Source organism: Agrobacterium sp. LMR679 (assembly GCF_027157905.1).
GTDB classification, from domain to species: Bacteria; Pseudomonadota; Alphaproteobacteria; order Rhizobiales; family Rhizobiaceae; genus Agrobacterium; species Agrobacterium leguminum.
In genome coordinates, this window is the sequence record NZ_JAPVOJ010000002.1 from 2,852,894 (window position 1) to 2,868,140 (window position 15,247).

Below are 15,247 nucleotides of genomic sequence, written 5' to 3' on the forward strand. Positions count from 1 at the left end.
GTTGAAAACCCCGCCAGCCAAACACCTTGCGGTCGAATTTCTTGCGCTAAAGCGCCGCGCCTTGAAAGGCTGCCAGTGCTGCTTTATCCACGATGACAACGGCAACGATGCGAGTCACCCCATGCAGCAGGCATCCTCCTTTCCTGATCGCGAAACGGTCGCGTCGAAACTCACTTCGCTTGCAAGCGAGGATAAAGCCTGGGTGCTGCTGTTGATGGAAAACGCCCTGCAGGACGAGAACCTGCTGGCTGGCCTCAATCTTTATCTCGACCAGCAGACCAATGCCCGCTTCCTCAACAGCCTGAAGCTGGAAACGACCGGCGAATGGCTTGGCGGCAATGCCCCTGCCCGGCTGCAGATCCGCATCACGGAAACCGCAAGGGCGAGCCAGCACCCCGCTTTTCTCGCCTTCCGCAAGGGGCTGACGGCATCGGCCGGTCTCGAAAAAGCCTATCCCAAGGCGTCGATCTGATCGTTCAGGTTAATCCGGCACCCTGTCGACAACGGCGATGATCGGCCCCATCGGAAACAGCGAGTCCCGCCTTTTCATTGCGGGAATATCGACGCTGGATATGGTGCCGTCGAGATAGAGCGCATTCGGCGCGTCCAGCACATCCCTGAACAGCGTGGCGAAATCGTAAAAGCGCACGGTATTTTCCGAAATGGCGAAATGCACCATGCCATCGCGGGAAACGCCGACGCCGTTGCGCCGCTTCAGGCTGTCGCTATCGGGCAGAAAACGCGGATGCAGCTTGCCATCGATGACAAGCATCGGCCCGGATTGCGTGGCGAAATCCGGTTTTACGCCGGCCGCCAGATAGGCCTGCGTTTCCAGCACGCCGGCCGCAGTCCCCTTCAGATAAAACACGCCATTGGGCAGAAGATGAAAATTGCCCCAGCCGCCGCCAGTGCTGATCGGCGAGCGTTCGATGCCATTTTCGATAAAGAGCCCGACGGGGGAATAGTCCGAATGGTACATGCCGCCATTCATGGCGAAGACGCTGAACATGTGCTGCCGCCACAGCGCCGAGGAGAGAGCGGCAAAGGAGCCATATCCCTGGCCGGAGACATGATCGCGGTCGTAAATACGGATGGTGCTTTTTGCCGGATCGAAACTGCAGACGGTATAACGACCGCCCGCATGGTCCACGATCCTGCAGAAATCCGCCTGCCCGCCGGCCTGAGCCGAAAACGGCAACAGCAATGGCAACAGTAGCTTGGCCAGTCTTTTCATCGATCCGTTCATGCCCGCCCCGTGATTCTCGTTCGGGCACATTCGCAGGAAAATTCGGACAAAGAAAAGGCGTCACCCGTGTTTCAGGATGACGCCGGACCTTTAAGGGGAGATGTCGTCAGCGACGGGCGGCGCGGTCCACATTGCGGCCGGCATCTTGCGTCGCGTCGACGGCGTTCGCCGTGTCCCGACCCATGCCGCGAATGGTGTTACCGCAGGAGCTCAGGGTGACAACGGTCAACAAAGCCACGAAAACGGTCGAAAGAATGCGTGTGATCATGTGAAACTACTCCCCTATGACTTGCCGTCCTAAGGCAAGTACCGATGTGATATGCGTCACAATAACGTGAGTCCCAAAAATCCGTTCCAGCGGCATTTCAAAAAATCCTGTCGATGAAAATTAACATGGTTTTGAAGTTCACGCGTGAAACTCGGCGTCTGGATCATGGCTTAGGAAAATCCCGTGGGTGATATGACTGACATCAACAATCGGCTTCTGGTGATGACGGCGGGCGGGGTGAACCCCAATGTCATGATCAATGCGCTGGCGGCCCGATTTCCCGACATCCATGTTTTCATGGAGCAGCCGGAAAGCAAGTCGGTCATTCTCAGGCGGCGCGCGCGAAGGCTCGGCTGGATTGTCGCTGCGGGCCAGATAGCGACGATGATCGCCTCGCGGCTCGGCAAACGCTTCACGGTTCGCAGAAGCGAGGCGATCATCGCCGAACACGGCCTTTCTCCCGATCTCCATCACAGCCTCCCCGTCACCCAATTCGCCTCGCTCAACGATGAGGAATGCCGCAAGGCCGCCAGTCTGCTGAAACCGGCGGCGATCTTCACCATTTCCTGCCGCCTGCTGACGCCGACCACGCTTCAGGCCCTGCAATGCCCGGTCATCAATTTCCACGCCGGCATCAACCCCGCCTATCGTGGGCAGATGGGCGGATACTGGGCGCTGGTGGAAAAAGACCGCGGCAATTTCGGCGCGACCGTGCATCTGGTCGACAAGGGCGTGGATACCGGCGCCACGCTCTACGAGAAGCGGCTGAAACCATCCCCTTCCGACACGATCGCCACCTATCCGCTGCTTTTGACCGCCGCTTCGGTGGATATCGCCGTCAGCGCCATCGAGGACGCCCTTTCCGGCAGCCTCGCGCCGCAGCCGCCCTCACCCGGCAAATCGGTACTGCGCTTCCCGCCGACCATCTGGACATGGCTTTGGAACGGCCTGACGAAACGGATCTGGTGAAACCGTGCGTCAGGGATTGGGGACGAGCTTCGTCGCAGATGCAAGCCTGTCTTGCCGCAACAGGCGCAGACTTCGCGATAAAATAGGTGCATGATAATAAAAAGGATCACGCACAAATTGCCCGATATTTCCGCCGCTTCCATCATTCCCGCCTCCATCGAAGCCTCGCCCGCGCAGGTGCTTGGCGCGACCGACCTTGCCGGTCTCTTTCCGCAGGGTGTGCGCGTCTATCTCACCGACACCGGAGCGGCCTCGCAGGAAAGGCTCGTTGAAGCCGCAGGACATTTGCGCGATCTCGGTTACGAGCCGGTGCCGCATCTTGCAGCGCGGCGCATCCCCTCCCGCGCAGCGTTTGAGGAACAGGTAAAACGGCTTGCCGGAGAAGCGGGCGTAACCGATGTTCTGGTTGTCGGCGGAGGCGTCGACCGGCCGGCCGGTCCCTTCGCATCCAGCATGGACGTGCTGTCCACCGGCATTTTCGACCGTTGCGGCATAAGACAGATCGCCATCGCCGGGCCACCCGGAAGGCAGCCCCGACTTCAACGACGACACGGCGATGGCCGCACTCAGGCTGAAACGCGATTTTGCTGAAAGAAGCGATGCCGCAATGCGCATCGTCACCCAGTTCGGTTTCGATCCCGCGCGTTTCATTGCCTGGGCGGAAGGGTTAGCGGCGTCAGGCATCGAGCTTCCGGTGCATATCGGCGTTTCCGGCCCGGCCAAGATCACGACGCTTCTGAAATATGCCGCGCTCTGCGGCGTCGGCAATTCCATCGCCTATCTCAAGAAGAACGCGCTTTCGCTGACGACGCTCGCCAAGGGGCACTCACCGGAAAGCATCGTCGGGCCGATCGAGCGGCACTGGCAGGCCAATCCGCAAGGGCCGATACGGCAAATTCACGTCTTCCCCTTCGGCGGATTGCAGAATTCGGCCGACTGGCTGGTCAAACGCGGAAGCTGGCAAGCCGGCGCGGTGGACCGTTCGGCATCGCCGGATTCGATGGCGGGCTAGAGCATTTCCAGGAAAAGTGGAACCCGGTTTTCCGTCCGGAAATGCGCCAAAACAAAGAGTCAGAGTGTTTTCGCGATTCGAAGAAAAGCGAAAAAACTCTGAAAACCGCCGTTCTGGCGGCGCGACGGGCCACGGCCGCCGCGCGCTGCCAAGTTCTCAGGCCGCCTTGGCGACTTCGACAAAAGCGTTTCGAATGCTTTCAGCCACGGCAAGAACAGGACGGGACGCCTTGTCACCCATGATCAGGCGGATATCGAAACAGCCGAGTTCCGGCAGGCCTTCCTTGTCGCCCAGAATGACCATGTCGTTCTGCACATAGGATCGCGGCAGCGGCGCGATGGCGAGATCGGCGGCAATCGCCGCGCGCTGCGCCATGGTATGGCCGCTGAGATAGGCCACGCGGAAATTGCGGCCGCGCTTTTCCAGCGAATGAATCGCTTCCGAGCGCCAGATGCAGCCCTCTTCCCAGATGGAGATCGGCAGCGGATCGCGCAGATAGGCGGTACCGCATTTGGCGCCCGCCCAGACCAGGCGCTCACGCATCAGCACCTCGCCCGTATCCCGAAGGGGATGGGAGGCGCAGTTGACGAGGGCAAGATCGAGCCTCTGCTCATCCATGCGCTTATAGAGATTGGAGCTGGAATCGATGGTGACATCGATCATAATGCCGGGGAAAGCTTCGGCAAAACGCTTGAGAATGCCCGGCAGCAGGCCACGCTCGCCAATATCCTCCGGCGCGCCGAGACGGACGACGCCGGAAAGTTCCGGCATGACGAAACGCGATACGGCCTCGTTGGAGAGCGCGATCATGCGCCGCGCATAGGTCAGAAGCGTCTCCCCATGCGCCGTCAATGTCACCGAGCGGGCATCGCGCAGGAAAAGCGTCGTTTTCAACTGCTCTTCAAGCTTCTTGATCTGCATGGAAACGGCAGAGGGCGTTCGGAACACCACTTCCGCGGCGGTGGAGAAATTTCCCGTTTCCGCGATGGCGACGAAGGTTCTCAATATGTCGTTATCCAGCAACGGCAGCGGTTGGCGGAAAGTCACGGTCATGGCACGCACCTTCAAATATTTTGATTTATAGATGGATATCATTTCGTTTGATTGAATGTCAACAAGCGCGCACCATCCGGGACATCGATTGACGGGGCGGATTTGGCCTCGTCGGCAAGCGCATACCGAAGTCGCAAACAGGATCGTGGTTCAGGAAAGGATCAAGACATGACCATGATACATTATCTCCCCGTGGCGAACCGTTCCTCGCACCGTCCGTCATCCAGCGGCTGGCTTCATCGCCTGTCCGACCATGTTGCCGCCCGTTACGCCGCATGGCGTCGCGCAAAAATGCTTCGCGCACTGGAGGCATTGCCGCCTGAAACATTGAAGGATATCGGATGGCCGACGACGGACAACAGCCGCATAAGCGTCATCCGCAGATGACATTCAACCGGTGGCTCGCAACGTTTAGAGACGTGCGAGCCATCCCTGCCCGCCCTTCGAATGGAAAGACAAGGGCGCAAAATAGCCTGCCTGTTTTACATGCGACACACCGCCTTTTTTAAAGGCTTGTCGCAAAATTTGCATATTTCAAAAGCGATTTTTTGACAGCCCCGATTCCACGGCGTATTTTTCGTTAAAGATGTCGTAGACAGGACATCCAGAAGACCAATTCCAAGGGAGGAATTGCGTATTCGCAACGGAGCACGGGCAAATGAGCAGAAACTCCCAGAAGAAGCGCTCAATCGTCTTTTTTCTCATTCCGCAATTTACCATGCTGCCATTCGCCGCAGCGGTTGAAACGCTTCGCATCGCCAACCGAATGTTGGGCTATCAGGCCTATGAGTGGCGCCTCTCCTCGCTCGATGGCCAGAAGGTCATGTCGTCAAGCGGCATCTGTCTTGAGCCCGACACCTGTCTTGCCGATGAGCGGCGCTACGTCAACGGCGAAAACCGCCCGGAAATGGCGATCATCTGTTCGGGCATCGATGTGGATCAACACATCAACAAATCCGTCAATGCCTGGCTGCGCGAAGCCTATAATCGCGGCATCGCCATCGGCAGCCTCTGTACCGCCGCCCATATTCTCGCACAGGCGGGCCTTTTGAACGGCAAGCGTTGCGCGATCCACTGGGAAAACCTGCCCGGTTTTTCCGAAGCCTTCCCGCAGGTGGAGGTCTATGCCGACCTCTTCGAAGTCGACAGCAACATCTATACCTGCGCCGGCGGCACGGCCTCGCTTGACATGATGCTGAGCCTGATCGGCCAGGATTTCGGCGAGAACCTCGTCAACCGCGTCTGCGAACAGCAATTGACCGACCGGGTGCGCAGCCCCAACGACCGCCAGCGCCTGCCGCTGCGCGCCCGTCTCGGCGTGCAGAACAGCAAAGTCCTGTCGATCATCGAATTGATGGAAGGCAATCTTGCCGAACCGCTGTCGCTGCTCGACATAGCCGATGCCGCCGATCTGTCGCGCCGGCAGGTGGAGCGCCTCTTCCGCCAGGAAATGGGCCGCTCGCCCGCACGATACTACCTCGAAATCCGCCTCGACCGCGCCCGCCACCTGCTGGTGCAATCGGCCATGCCGGTGGTCGAAGTCGCCGTCGCCTGCGGTTTCGTCTCCGCCTCGCATTTTTCCAAGTGTTATCGCGAAATCTACAATCGCACGCCGCAGCAGGAGCGCGCCGAACGCAAGCTGCTGATCAGCGCCTCGCGAATGGCGATGGCGAGCCAGGCAGGCAAGGCCGCGCATTAAATGCGTGAAATGCGTGGTAAAGGCTACAAACACGACGGAGCTTGTTTCAGGATAAAAAACCTCTCCTCCGTCATGCCGGACTTGATCCGGCATCCAATCACGCGCGTCTGCGCCGTGAGAAGAGTCTTTCGCGATCAAGGACTCGATCGCGCTGGACCCCGGATCAAGTCCGGGGTGACGGAGTGGGTATGATGGAACTTTGCTAAACCACCGAATCTGTCAGCGGCTAGCAAACACAATCAGACCAATTCACCCAAACGGCCGGACCGCATGGGCAAGGTCCTCCGCCGTCAAGCCATCCCCCGCCCGGCGGCCCGCCTCGCCATGCAGCCAGACCCCGGCCGCAGCCGCTTCGAAAGCGGGAGCTCCCTGCGCCAGCAGCGCGCCGATGATACCGGCCAGCACATCCCCTGATCCGGCCGTCGCAAGGCTCGCGGGAGCATTGGCGTTGACCAGCGCCCGCCCATCCGGCGCGGCAATCACCGTGTCCGCGCCCTTGTAGACCAGCACGGCGCCGCTGCGCGCCGAGGCGGCCTGCGCCTTCTCGATCTTGCTCAGCATCCTGTCGGCGGCAAGATCGGGAAAAAGTCGCGCAAACTCGCCCTCATGCGGCGTCAGCACGAATTTGCCCGTGCCTGACGTGACAAGCGCAAACAGGGCCTCCTTATGATCCCTGAAAGCCGTGATCGCATCGGCATCCAGCACCGCGGCCCTGTCTCCAAGCAGGGACACGAAGCGCCGCGCCTTTTCGAGGTCGCCGAAACCCGGGCCGAGAACGAAGGTGCCATGACGCCCATCCTCCAGCCACGACTGCAGATCGTCGGCATCGTCCACCGGCGCGTTCATCACCGCCGTCAGCGTGACGGACAGCACGTCGAGCGCTTGCCTCGGCGCGGCGACGGTGACGATGCCCGCCCCCGCCTTCAGTGCCGAAAGCGCGGTCATGCGGCTTGCGCCCGTCGCATGGGCCGGGCCGGAAAAGACGGTCAGATGCCCGCGACGGAATTTATGGGTTTCCATATCGGCATGAGGCAAGGCATCGCGCCAGATCAGAGGGCTATTTTCCGCCACCGATCCCGCATGGGCATCAAGGATGCGGGACGGAATGCCGATATCGAACACCTCGAGCTTTCCACAAAGCTCCCGCCCCGGCATCAGCAGGTGACCCGGCTTGCGCGCCATGAAGGTCACCGTCCGCTCGGCCCTGAACGATGCGCCGAGAGGCGCGCCCCGCCTGCCGCAGAGGCCCGAGGGCAGGTCGACGGCGAGAACCGGCACCTTCGCCCGCGTGACCGCCTCGATCACTCGAATAAGCTCCTGCGGAACGTCGCGGGACAATCCGGCCCCGAACACCGCATCGATCACCACGTCGCCGGCAAGAGGCGCATAGCCGTCAAGCGGCAGCGGCGTCACGCCGCTCCGCTCGAACGCCGTCCGCGCATCGCCCCTGAGTGCGCCGACATCGCCGAGATGATGAACCGCAACGACCGCTCCGCTCTGCAAAAGCGCCCGCGCCGCCACATAACCATCGCCGCCATTGTTGCCGCCACCACAGAGCACGACGAAACGCTGCGCCCGCGGATAGTGACGCAGCACCGAGGCCGCAACCGCCTGCCCCGCCCGCTCCATCAGGTCATAAAGAGGAATGCCGGATTGCCCGGCCGCCGCATCGATGCGGGCCATGACAACAGGGTCGATCAGGAAGAGGCGCGGAAGGGATTTCATATCCCGATCATCCCTTCAAAACGCCGGAAAGGCAATCGATACAAAAATAAGCAAATAGCCATGTCTAAATAATAGACAAATGCATAAAATATAAACAAACAGCCATTGCTCCGCTCGCGCTTTTCCAAATATTCAAAAAAACTAAAATAATACAAATTCACAGAAATGCTGATGGATTTTTCGGGTTTCCGCGAGAAATTGGCTGGAAAAGCGCAAAAAGCGAATGCATTTTGTGTCGGAAAGCCGGGGGATCGAAGTTTTTTCTTCAAGCCCGCTTCCGATCTGGCACAATACGTGCATTCTTGTGGCAGAGCGGGAGTTACCTGCTTTAACGGGAGAAGCGGAGAGATATTTTCTCATGAAAAAGATCGAAGCGATCATTAAGCCTTTCAAGCTCGATGAAGTGAAGGAAGCCCTTCAGGAAGTCGGACTTCAGGGAATCACGGTCACGGAAGCAAAAGGCTTTGGTCGTCAGAAGGGCCACACGGAACTCTACCGCGGAGCGGAGTACGTCGTGGACTTTTTGCCGAAAGTGAAAGTCGAAGTCGTATTGGCGGATGAGAATGCGGAAGCCGTCATCGAGGCGATCCGCAATGCGGCGCAGACAGGACGTATCGGCGACGGAAAGATTTTCGTTTCCAATGTCGAGGAAGTCATCCGCATCCGTACCGGTGAAACAGGCGTGGACGCCATATAATCAAGAACGTCCCGAGCCGGGGAGGCTTGGGTTTTCACCTCGTCATCATCACACTCAAGGAAAACGTTTAAATGACGACCGCAAACGATATCTTGAAGCAGATCAAGGATAACGACATCAAGTTCGTGGACCTGCGCTTTACCGACCCCAAGGGCAAGCTGCAGCACGTCACCATGGATGTTGTCTGTGTGGACGAAGACATGTTCGCCGATGGCGTCATGTTCGACGGCTCCTCGATCGCCGGCTGGAAGGCCATCAACGAGTCCGACATGGTGCTGATGCCCGATCCGGCTACCGCCCACATCGACCCGTTCTTCGCCCAGTCCACCCTGGTCGTCCTTTGCGACATTCTCGACCCGGTCTCGGGCGAAGCCTATAACCGCGACCCGCGCGGCACCGCCAAGAAGGCCGAAGCCTATCTCAAGGCATCCGGTATCGGCGACACCGTTTTCGTCGGCCCCGAGCCGGAATTCTTCGTCTTCGACGACGTGAAGTACAAGGCCGATCCCTACAACACCGGCTTCAAGCTGGATTCGTCTGAACTGCCGTCCAACGACGACACGGATTACGAAACCGGCAACCTCGGCCACCGTCCGCGCGTCAAGGGCGGTTATTTCCCGGTTCCGCCGATCGACAGCCTGCAGGACATGCGCTCTGAAATGCTGACGGTTCTGGCCGAAATGGGCGTGGTCGTCGAAAAGCACCACCACGAAGTGGCTGCCGCACAGCACGAGCTGGGCGTGAAGTTCGACACGCTGGTCTCCAGCGCCGACAAGATGCAGATCTACAAGTACGTCGTGCACCAGGTCGCCAATGCCTATGGCAAGACGGCAACCTTCATGCCGAAGCCGATCTTCGGCGACAACGGCTCGGGCATGCACGTTCACCAGTCGATCTGGAAGGGCGGCAAGCCGACCTTCGCTGGCGACGAATATGCCGGCCTCTCCGAGACCTGCCTCTATTACATCGGCGGCATCATCAAGCACGCCAAGGCGATCAACGCCTTCACCAACCCCACCACCAACTCCTACAAGCGTCTGGTGCCGGGTTATGAAGCGCCGGTTCTGCTCGCCTACTCCGCGCGCAACCGTTCCGCCTCCTGCCGTATTCCCTTCGGCTCCAACCCGAAGGCAAAGCGCGTCGAAGTCCGCTTCCCGGATCCGACCCAGAACCCCTATCTCGGTTTTGCGGCCATGCTGATGGCCGGCCTTGACGGCATCAAGAACAAGATCCACCCCGGCAAGCCGATGGACAAGGACCTTTACGACCTTCCCGCCAAGGAACTGAAGAAGATCCCGACCGTCTGCGGTTCGCTGCGCGAAGCGCTGGAAAGCCTCGACAAGGATCGCAAGTTCCTGACCGCCGGCGGCGTATTCGACGACGACCAGATCGACTCGTTCATCGAGCTGAAGATGCAGGAAGTCATGCGTTTCGAAATGACCCCGCATCCGGTCGAATTCGACATGTACTACTCGGCCTAAGTCGTAATCCGGACGCTCTGCAGGGTGTCCACTCCAGTCTGGCGGCCTCTCCGGAGGCCGCCGTTTTCTTTGAAGCCCAGCCATATCGCGAAAAATGTCGAACAAGCCAGCCTCTCAGCAAACCCGCCTTACGGACTGGCTCATCTTTCTGGCTGTGCCGTTCTTTTTCTCCAGCAACGTCATTTTCGGCCGCGGCGTCGTCGGCGAAGTCTCGCCTTTCATCGCCGCCTTCATCCGCTGGATCGGCTCGACCCTCATCATCGCACCCTTCATGATCGCCGACTGGCGCAACTGCCTGGCGTTCCTGCGCCACAAAACGCTGCTGTGGCTCGTTCTCGGCATTCTCGGCATGGGCATCTGTGGCGGCGTGGTCTATTGGGGGCTGACCATGACGACGGCCGCCAACGGCACGCTGATCTACACGACATCGTCGCTGTTCATCATCCTGTTCCAGCGCGTCTTCCAGGGCCGCCGCATCAGAAAGCTCGAAGTCGCGGGCATGGTCATCGCCTTTGCCGGCGTGGCGGCCATCGTGCTCAAGGGCGATATGTCCGCTCTCTGGCACATGAATTTCAACATCGGCGATTTCGCCATATTGACGGCAGCCATCGCCTTTGCGGTCTATTCGCTGCTGCTGCGCGACCCGGCAGCCCGGCAGATGGCCTCCTTCAGCCTCTTCGGCCTGATTGCGCTGTCAGGCGCGCTGGTGCTGCTGCCGCCGGCGGCGCTCGAACTGGCGCAGGGCGGAATGTTGCCGGCCACGCCGATGGCCTGGGCGAAGATCGGTGGCATCATCCTCTTCGCCTCGCTGCTGGCCTTTTATTGCTTCACCCATACAGTGCGCGTTTTCGGCCCGGCCACAGCCGGCATCACGCTTTATATGATGCCGCCGGTCTCGATCATCATGGCAACGTTTTTCCTTGGGGAGAGCTTCGAGACCTATCACGCCATCGGCATCGTGCTGGTCACCGGCGGTGTGGTCATCGCCACCGCGCCAATCGGCCGAAGGACCTGAGCGAAGAACGGCAATTGGGCGGGATACCCCTAGCCCTTGATATTTCGCATTCCGCCCCCAACTATTAGTGGGAAAGGAAGTACATGCCATGAAACAAAGAAACGCAAAATTCACGCTTGGCGAAATCGTCCGCCACAAGGTGTTTCCGTTCCGCGGTGTGGTGATCGACGTGGACCCGGAATATGCCAATACCGAGGAATGGTGGAACGCCATCCCTGCGGAAATCAGGCCGGATCGCGACCAGCCCTTCTATCATCTTCTGGCCGAAAACGAGGAGACGGAATATGTCGCCTATGTTTCTGAACAGAACCTCGTCCACGACGAAAACGAGACGCCGCTCCGAAATCCCAATATCGGCCGCATCTTCGACAAGGCGCCGAACGGCGAATGGCGCCCGAAAATGTCAACGGCGCATTGACGCCCGCCAAATTTCTTCCCTCCCTCCCAGGGGCATAAAAAAACCGGTCTGTCGCCAGACCGGTTTTCGTGTTTTTGGAGCTTGCGCTGTAATCAGGGCTTCGGCGCGCCCTTGGCAGCGTCCTGTGCGGCTTCCAGCTTCTTGCGGGCCTCTTCAGCCTTCTTCTGCATGCCTTCCTGCAGGCTGCGCTGGCTTTCGGCAAGCTGCGACTGGGTGATCGCCGGGCCGTCATAAGCGCCGGTGAAGCCGGAGAGCGCGATCTTGATGGGGTTCGGCGCGCGGCGGAAGTTGATGGAGGTGAAGACCACCTCGCTACCCTTCTTCAGGGAAGCGATCATGGCGTCCGTCAGCGGCACTTCGGCCGTGCACTTGTCGGGAAGGCAAACGGCGTAATCGAGCTTCTGGCCCTTGCCACCGTCGATCTGCATCATCACGCCCGGAGGAACGAGACGCGCGGTCGGAACGGAGACCTGCAGCAGCTTGCGGTTGACCTTGCCTTCAACGGTGATGAGGCCGACAGCGGTGATCATCTGGCCGTTCTGGGCAAGAACCACGTTCTGCACGACGCAGACATCGTTGTCTTCCTGCTTGGAGCAGGTCTTGAACCAGCCGAGCGGCGGAGCGCCGGCGCCCTGAGCGGCGGGCGCAGCATCCTGCGCCTGCGAGATGGCCGGAGCGGACATTGCGCCGAGAGAAAGGACCAGAGCGGACAGAGCCGTCCGGGTGAATGTGTTTGCCTTGTGCATCATAAGAGTTCCGTCTCCTGAATGTCTGCCAGAACAGAACCGCAAGATCCTGTTCGCCGATGGCGGTATCCTTCTGCCCGTTCAACTGTCGTTTAAATGAGGCAAATGCGTGACCCGTCTCTTCCGGTCCCCCTGTTACATGCCGATCGCGGCGATATCCAGCACTTCTTTAACTTTTTCTTGAGCTGACCCAAGATTTCCCGCCGTTGCATGGGTCATGCAATGTCCGTGTGCTACATATCTGCCAGAATCATGACGATAAACCGGTCAGGTCCACATATCGGACTGACCGTTGAGACAGGATAGTGACATGCGCAACCTTGCGGCCCTCATCCCCGCATTGTTCCTTCTGGGATCATCCCTGCTTCCCGCCGGAACCGCCCTGGCACAGCCGCTTCACGGCATTTCCATGCATGGCACCCCCGCCCTGCCGGCAGATTTCCGCCACCTCCCTTACGTCAATCCCGACGTGAAGAAAGGCGGCCGCATCTCCTATGGCGTCGTCGGCACCTTCGACAGCCTCAATCCCTTCGTTCTCAAGGGAATGCGCACCACCGCACGCGGTGTCTGGGACCCGGAATTCGGCAATCTTCTCTACGAACCGCTGATGCTGCGCTCCAGCGACGAGCCTTTCAGCCTTTACGGCCTGCTGGCCGAAACCGCGGAGTGGGATGAGGAACGCAGCTTCGTCCAGTTCAACCTCAACCCGAAGGCAAAATGGTCCGACGGCGAGCCGGTGACCGCAGATGACGTCATCTTCACCTTCAACCTCCTGAAGGAAAAAGGCCGCCCGCCCTTCAACACCCGTCTGGACGGCGTGGCGAAGCTGGAAAAGATCGGCGATCGCAGCGTGCGTTTCACCTTCAATGACAAGGCGAACCGCGAAACGCCGCTCATTCTCGCCTCCTCCACCCCGATCCTCCCGAAACATGCGATCGATCCGGAAAAATTCGAGCAGGCGGGCCTCGGCCCGGTCGTCGGCTCGGGTCCATACCGAATCAAAACCCTGCGGCCGGGCGAACGAATCATCTGGGAGCGGAACCCGGATTATTGGGGCAAGGATACTCCGGGCAAGGTCGGCTTCGACAATTACGACGAGATCAGCGTCACCTATTTCCTTCAGGTCACCACCATGTTCGAGGCCTTCAAGAAGGGCGATATCGACATTTATCCTGAAGGCGACGCCATCAACGGCACCTCCGATACCTCCCACTGGGGACAGGCTTACAATTTCCCGGCCGTCCATCGCGGCGATATCGTCAAGGACGTCTTCCAGCCGCGCCTGCCCACCGGCATGTTCGGCCTCGTTTTCAACACCCGCCGCGCCGTCTTCGCCGACGAAAAGGTGCGTGAGGGCCTGTCCTATGCGCTCGATTTCGAATGGATGAACAAGAACATCCTCGGCGGCTCCTTCAAGCGCACGCAGAGTTATTGGCAGAACTCCCCGCTCGGCGCCTATGGCAATGCCGCAGACGAGCGCGAGCTTGCCCTGCTTGGCGACGCGGCGAAAACCATGCCGCCGGAACTGCTCGCGGGAACCTATGCCATGCCGACCACCGATAGCACCGGCGCGGACCGCAAGGTTCTGAAAATGGCCGTCGACAAGCTGAAAGAGGCTGGCTACAGCATCAAGAACGGCAGAATGTCCGACGCCAACGGCCGTCAGCTTGCCTTCGAAATCATGACCCAGAACCCGGCGCAGGAGCGCATCGCGCTTGCCTATCAGCGTTCGCTCAACCTGATCGGCGTCGCCATGGGCATCCGCTCGGTCGATGACGGACAATATCAGGCCCGCTCTAACAGCTTCGACTATGATATGATCATCCGCTCCCTGCCCTCCTCGCTCTCACCGGGGATGGAACAGCTCAACCGCTGGAGTTCGCTCTCGCGGGATGCGCAGGGCAGCTTCAACTATGCGGGCGCTGCAAATCCCGATATAGACCGCATGATCGAGGCCTTGCTGCAGGCAAGGTCGACGGAGGATTTTCAGGCGGCGGTGCGCGGTTACGACCGCCTTCTCGTTGCCGGCCACTATGTCATTCCGCTCTATTACATCGGCGCGCAGTGGGTGGCCCGCTGGAAATATATCGACCGCCCGGATATGACGCCGATATCCGGCAATCAGAAACAGACCTGGTGGGATGCGCGGGCGCAATAAACCGCACCGCACCCATCCCCGGCAGAGAAAAGGGAAGATAAAACCATGGAACGCATCGTTATCGACGTCGTATCGGATATGGTCTGCCCGTGGTGTTATCTCGGCAAGGCAAGGCTCGATCTCGCCATTGCCGAGGTGCAGGACGAAATCAGCGTCGACGTGAACTGGCGTCCTTACCGCCTCAATCCCGATTATCCGCCTGAAGGCGTCGACCAGAAAGCCGCCCTTGAGGAAAAGCTCGGCAAGGAACGCCTGGAACAGGCGCATGCCACGCTGGTGCAGCTCGGCAGGGAAGTGGGCATCAATTACGATTTCGATGCAATCAAGATCGGCCCGAACACGCTCGACGCTCATCGACTGTCTCTCTGGGCGCATTCCGAAGGCCGCGACATTCAGGAAAAGGTTGTCACCGCACTGTTCAAGGCCAATTTCGAGGAAGGGCGCAACATCGGCGATCACGCGGTGCTGACCGATGTGGCCGAAAAATCCGGCATGGACGCCAAGGTCGTGGCGCGGCTTCTGGCCTCGGACGCCGACAAGGATACGGTCGTTGCCGAAATTGATGCGGCGCAGCAAATGGGCGTCGCCGGCGTGCCCTTCTTCATCATCGACCAGAAATACGCCATAAGCGGTGCACAAACGCCGGATGTATTGATTGCTGCATTGCGGGATATTGCAAAAATCAAGGCGGACGAGCATAGATCGATGAACTGACGGTCAAACCGCCGGCGGTTTTCATCAACTCGACTTTTCGCCGGTG

At 59.5% G+C, this 15,247-nt stretch carries 15 protein-coding genes and 1 pseudogene; 11 read left to right on the forward strand and 5 right to left on the reverse strand.

Annotation, left to right across the window (positions count from 1 at the left end):
- Nucleotides 1-121 precede the first annotated feature (121 nt).
- Nucleotides 122-472: a hypothetical protein gene (locus tag O3W47_RS24585; RefSeq protein WP_127756956.1), complete on the forward strand. Its 351-nt coding sequence runs from the start codon at nucleotides 122-124 to the stop codon at nucleotides 470-472.
- A 9-nt stretch (nucleotides 473-481) separates the two neighbouring features.
- Here the strand turns inward: O3W47_RS24585 and O3W47_RS24590 are convergent, their stop codons facing one another.
- Together O3W47_RS24590 and O3W47_RS24595 are read right to left on the reverse strand one after the other, a co-directional pair.
- A complete protein-coding gene (locus O3W47_RS24590; RefSeq protein WP_442864633.1) occupies nucleotides 482-1,234 on the reverse strand; it encodes a phosphodiester glycosidase family protein in 753 nt (250 codons plus the stop codon).
- 118 nt (nucleotides 1,235-1,352) lie between these two features.
- Nucleotides 1,353-1,514: an entericidin A/B family lipoprotein gene (locus O3W47_RS24595; protein ID WP_003495552.1), complete on the reverse strand. Its 162-nt coding sequence runs from the start codon at nucleotides 1,512-1,514 to the stop codon at nucleotides 1,353-1,355.
- Nucleotides 1,515-1,706: 192 nt separating this feature from the next.
- On the opposite strand from O3W47_RS24595, the gene O3W47_RS24600 reads away from it, so the two are divergent.
- Both O3W47_RS24600 and O3W47_RS24605 read left to right on the forward strand, forming a co-directional pair.
- The gene (locus tag O3W47_RS24600; protein ID WP_269314885.1) at nucleotides 1,707-2,483 is read left to right on the forward strand and encodes a formyl transferase; all 777 of its coding nucleotides are present in this window, start codon (nucleotides 1,707-1,709) and stop codon (nucleotides 2,481-2,483) included.
- A 90-nt stretch (nucleotides 2,484-2,573) separates the two neighbouring features.
- Nucleotides 2,574-3,495: pseudogene (locus tag O3W47_RS24605) on the forward strand (methylenetetrahydrofolate reductase).
- Between the two features lie 156 nt (nucleotides 3,496-3,651).
- Here the strand turns inward: O3W47_RS24605 and O3W47_RS24610 are convergent.
- Nucleotides 3,652-4,590 carry a LysR family transcriptional regulator gene (locus tag O3W47_RS24610; protein ID WP_020810641.1) on the reverse strand — a complete coding sequence of 313 codons (939 nt, stop codon included), beginning with the start codon at nucleotides 4,588-4,590 and terminating at the stop codon, nucleotides 3,652-3,654.
- A gap of 126 nt (nucleotides 4,591-4,716) precedes the next feature.
- On the opposite strand from O3W47_RS24610, the gene O3W47_RS24615 reads away from it, so the two are divergent.
- Both O3W47_RS24615 and O3W47_RS24620 read left to right on the forward strand, forming a co-directional pair.
- The gene (locus O3W47_RS24615; RefSeq protein WP_080816823.1) at nucleotides 4,717-4,935 is read left to right on the forward strand and encodes a hypothetical protein; all 219 of its coding nucleotides are present in this window, start codon (nucleotides 4,717-4,719) and stop codon (nucleotides 4,933-4,935) included.
- A 271-nt stretch (nucleotides 4,936-5,206) separates the two neighbouring features.
- The gene (locus tag O3W47_RS24620; RefSeq protein WP_065655157.1) at nucleotides 5,207-6,247 is read left to right on the forward strand and encodes a GlxA family transcriptional regulator; all 1,041 of its coding nucleotides are present in this window, start codon (nucleotides 5,207-5,209) and stop codon (nucleotides 6,245-6,247) included.
- 249 nt (nucleotides 6,248-6,496) lie between these two features.
- Here the strand turns inward: O3W47_RS24620 and O3W47_RS24625 are convergent, their stop codons facing one another.
- Nucleotides 6,497-7,972 carry an NAD(P)H-hydrate dehydratase gene (locus O3W47_RS24625; protein ID WP_269314788.1) on the reverse strand — a complete coding sequence of 492 codons (1,476 nt, stop codon included), beginning with the start codon at nucleotides 7,970-7,972 and terminating at the stop codon, nucleotides 6,497-6,499.
- Between the two features lie 358 nt (nucleotides 7,973-8,330).
- On the opposite strand from O3W47_RS24625, the gene O3W47_RS24630 reads away from it, so the two are divergent.
- The 4 genes from O3W47_RS24630 to hspQ all read left to right on the forward strand — a co-directional run bounded on the left by O3W47_RS24630 (nucleotide 8,331) and on the right by hspQ (nucleotide 11,583).
- The gene (locus O3W47_RS24630; protein WP_003515720.1) at nucleotides 8,331-8,669 is read left to right on the forward strand and encodes a P-II family nitrogen regulator; all 339 of its coding nucleotides are present in this window, start codon (nucleotides 8,331-8,333) and stop codon (nucleotides 8,667-8,669) included.
- Between the two features lie 71 nt (nucleotides 8,670-8,740).
- Complete coding sequence (gene glnA / locus O3W47_RS24635) at nucleotides 8,741-10,150, forward strand: type I glutamate--ammonia ligase (protein WP_003523416.1); 1,410 nt, start codon at nucleotides 8,741-8,743, stop codon at nucleotides 10,148-10,150.
- 94 nt (nucleotides 10,151-10,244) lie between these two features.
- Nucleotides 10,245-11,165: a DMT family transporter gene (locus O3W47_RS24640; RefSeq protein ID WP_269314789.1), complete on the forward strand. Its 921-nt coding sequence runs from the start codon at nucleotides 10,245-10,247 to the stop codon at nucleotides 11,163-11,165.
- 88 nt (nucleotides 11,166-11,253) lie between these two features.
- Nucleotides 11,254-11,583 (forward strand): heat shock protein HspQ, encoded by a 330-nt coding sequence (hspQ, locus tag O3W47_RS24645; RefSeq protein WP_003523419.1) that lies wholly within the window; start codon nucleotides 11,254-11,256, stop codon nucleotides 11,581-11,583.
- Nucleotides 11,584-11,675: 92 nt separating this feature from the next.
- Here hspQ and O3W47_RS24650 read toward each other — a convergent pair whose 3' ends face one another.
- On the reverse strand, nucleotides 11,676-12,332 hold the full coding sequence (locus tag O3W47_RS24650; protein ID WP_003523420.1) for an invasion associated locus B family protein: 657 nt from the start codon (nucleotides 12,330-12,332) through the stop codon (nucleotides 11,676-11,678).
- A 307-nt stretch (nucleotides 12,333-12,639) separates the two neighbouring features.
- Between O3W47_RS24650 and O3W47_RS24655 the strand changes: the two genes are divergently transcribed.
- Both O3W47_RS24655 and O3W47_RS24660 read left to right on the forward strand, forming a co-directional pair.
- Nucleotides 12,640-14,487 (forward strand): extracellular solute-binding protein, encoded by a 1,848-nt coding sequence (locus O3W47_RS24655; protein WP_269314790.1) that lies wholly within the window; start codon nucleotides 12,640-12,642, stop codon nucleotides 14,485-14,487.
- Between the two features lie 45 nt (nucleotides 14,488-14,532).
- On the forward strand, nucleotides 14,533-15,201 hold the full coding sequence (locus O3W47_RS24660; protein WP_269314791.1) for a DsbA family oxidoreductase: 669 nt from the start codon (nucleotides 14,533-14,535) through the stop codon (nucleotides 15,199-15,201).
- The last annotated feature ends 46 nt before the right edge of the window (nucleotides 15,202-15,247 follow it).

Excerpts from the sequence above, each read along its gene's own strand:
- O3W47_RS24585 (WP_127756956.1), top strand. The coding sequence starts at position 122 with ATGCAGCAGGCATCCTCCTTTCCTGATCGCGAAACGGTCGCGTCGAAA.
- O3W47_RS24590 (WP_442864633.1), bottom strand. The coding sequence starts at position 1,234 with ATGAAAAGACTGGCCAAGCTACTGTTGCCATTGCTGTTGCCGTTTTCG.
- O3W47_RS24625 (WP_269314788.1), bottom strand. The coding sequence starts at position 7,972 with ATGAAATCCCTTCCGCGCCTCTTCCTGATCGACCCTGTTGTCATGGCC.
- O3W47_RS24595 (WP_003495552.1), bottom strand. The coding sequence starts at position 1,514 with ATGATCACACGCATTCTTTCGACCGTTTTCGTGGCTTTGTTGACCGTT.
- glnA (WP_003523416.1), top strand. The coding sequence starts at position 8,741 with ATGACGACCGCAAACGATATCTTGAAGCAGATCAAGGATAACGACATC.
- O3W47_RS24640 (WP_269314789.1), top strand. The coding sequence starts at position 10,245 with ATGTCGAACAAGCCAGCCTCTCAGCAAACCCGCCTTACGGACTGGCTC.
- O3W47_RS24610 (WP_020810641.1), bottom strand. The coding sequence starts at position 4,590 with ATGATATCCATCTATAAATCAAAATATTTGAAGGTGCGTGCCATGACC.
- O3W47_RS24620 (WP_065655157.1), top strand. The coding sequence starts at position 5,207 with ATGAGCAGAAACTCCCAGAAGAAGCGCTCAATCGTCTTTTTTCTCATT.
- O3W47_RS24600 (WP_269314885.1), top strand. The coding sequence starts at position 1,707 with ATGACTGACATCAACAATCGGCTTCTGGTGATGACGGCGGGCGGGGTG.
- O3W47_RS24650 (WP_003523420.1), bottom strand. The coding sequence starts at position 12,332 with ATGATGCACAAGGCAAACACATTCACCCGGACGGCTCTGTCCGCTCTG.
- O3W47_RS24630 (WP_003515720.1), top strand. The coding sequence starts at position 8,331 with ATGAAAAAGATCGAAGCGATCATTAAGCCTTTCAAGCTCGATGAAGTG.
- O3W47_RS24615 (WP_080816823.1), top strand. The coding sequence starts at position 4,717 with ATGACCATGATACATTATCTCCCCGTGGCGAACCGTTCCTCGCACCGT.
- O3W47_RS24655 (WP_269314790.1), top strand. The coding sequence starts at position 12,640 with ATGCGCAACCTTGCGGCCCTCATCCCCGCATTGTTCCTTCTGGGATCA.
- O3W47_RS24660 (WP_269314791.1), top strand. The coding sequence starts at position 14,533 with ATGGAACGCATCGTTATCGACGTCGTATCGGATATGGTCTGCCCGTGG.
- hspQ (WP_003523419.1), top strand. The coding sequence starts at position 11,254 with ATGAAACAAAGAAACGCAAAATTCACGCTTGGCGAAATCGTCCGCCAC.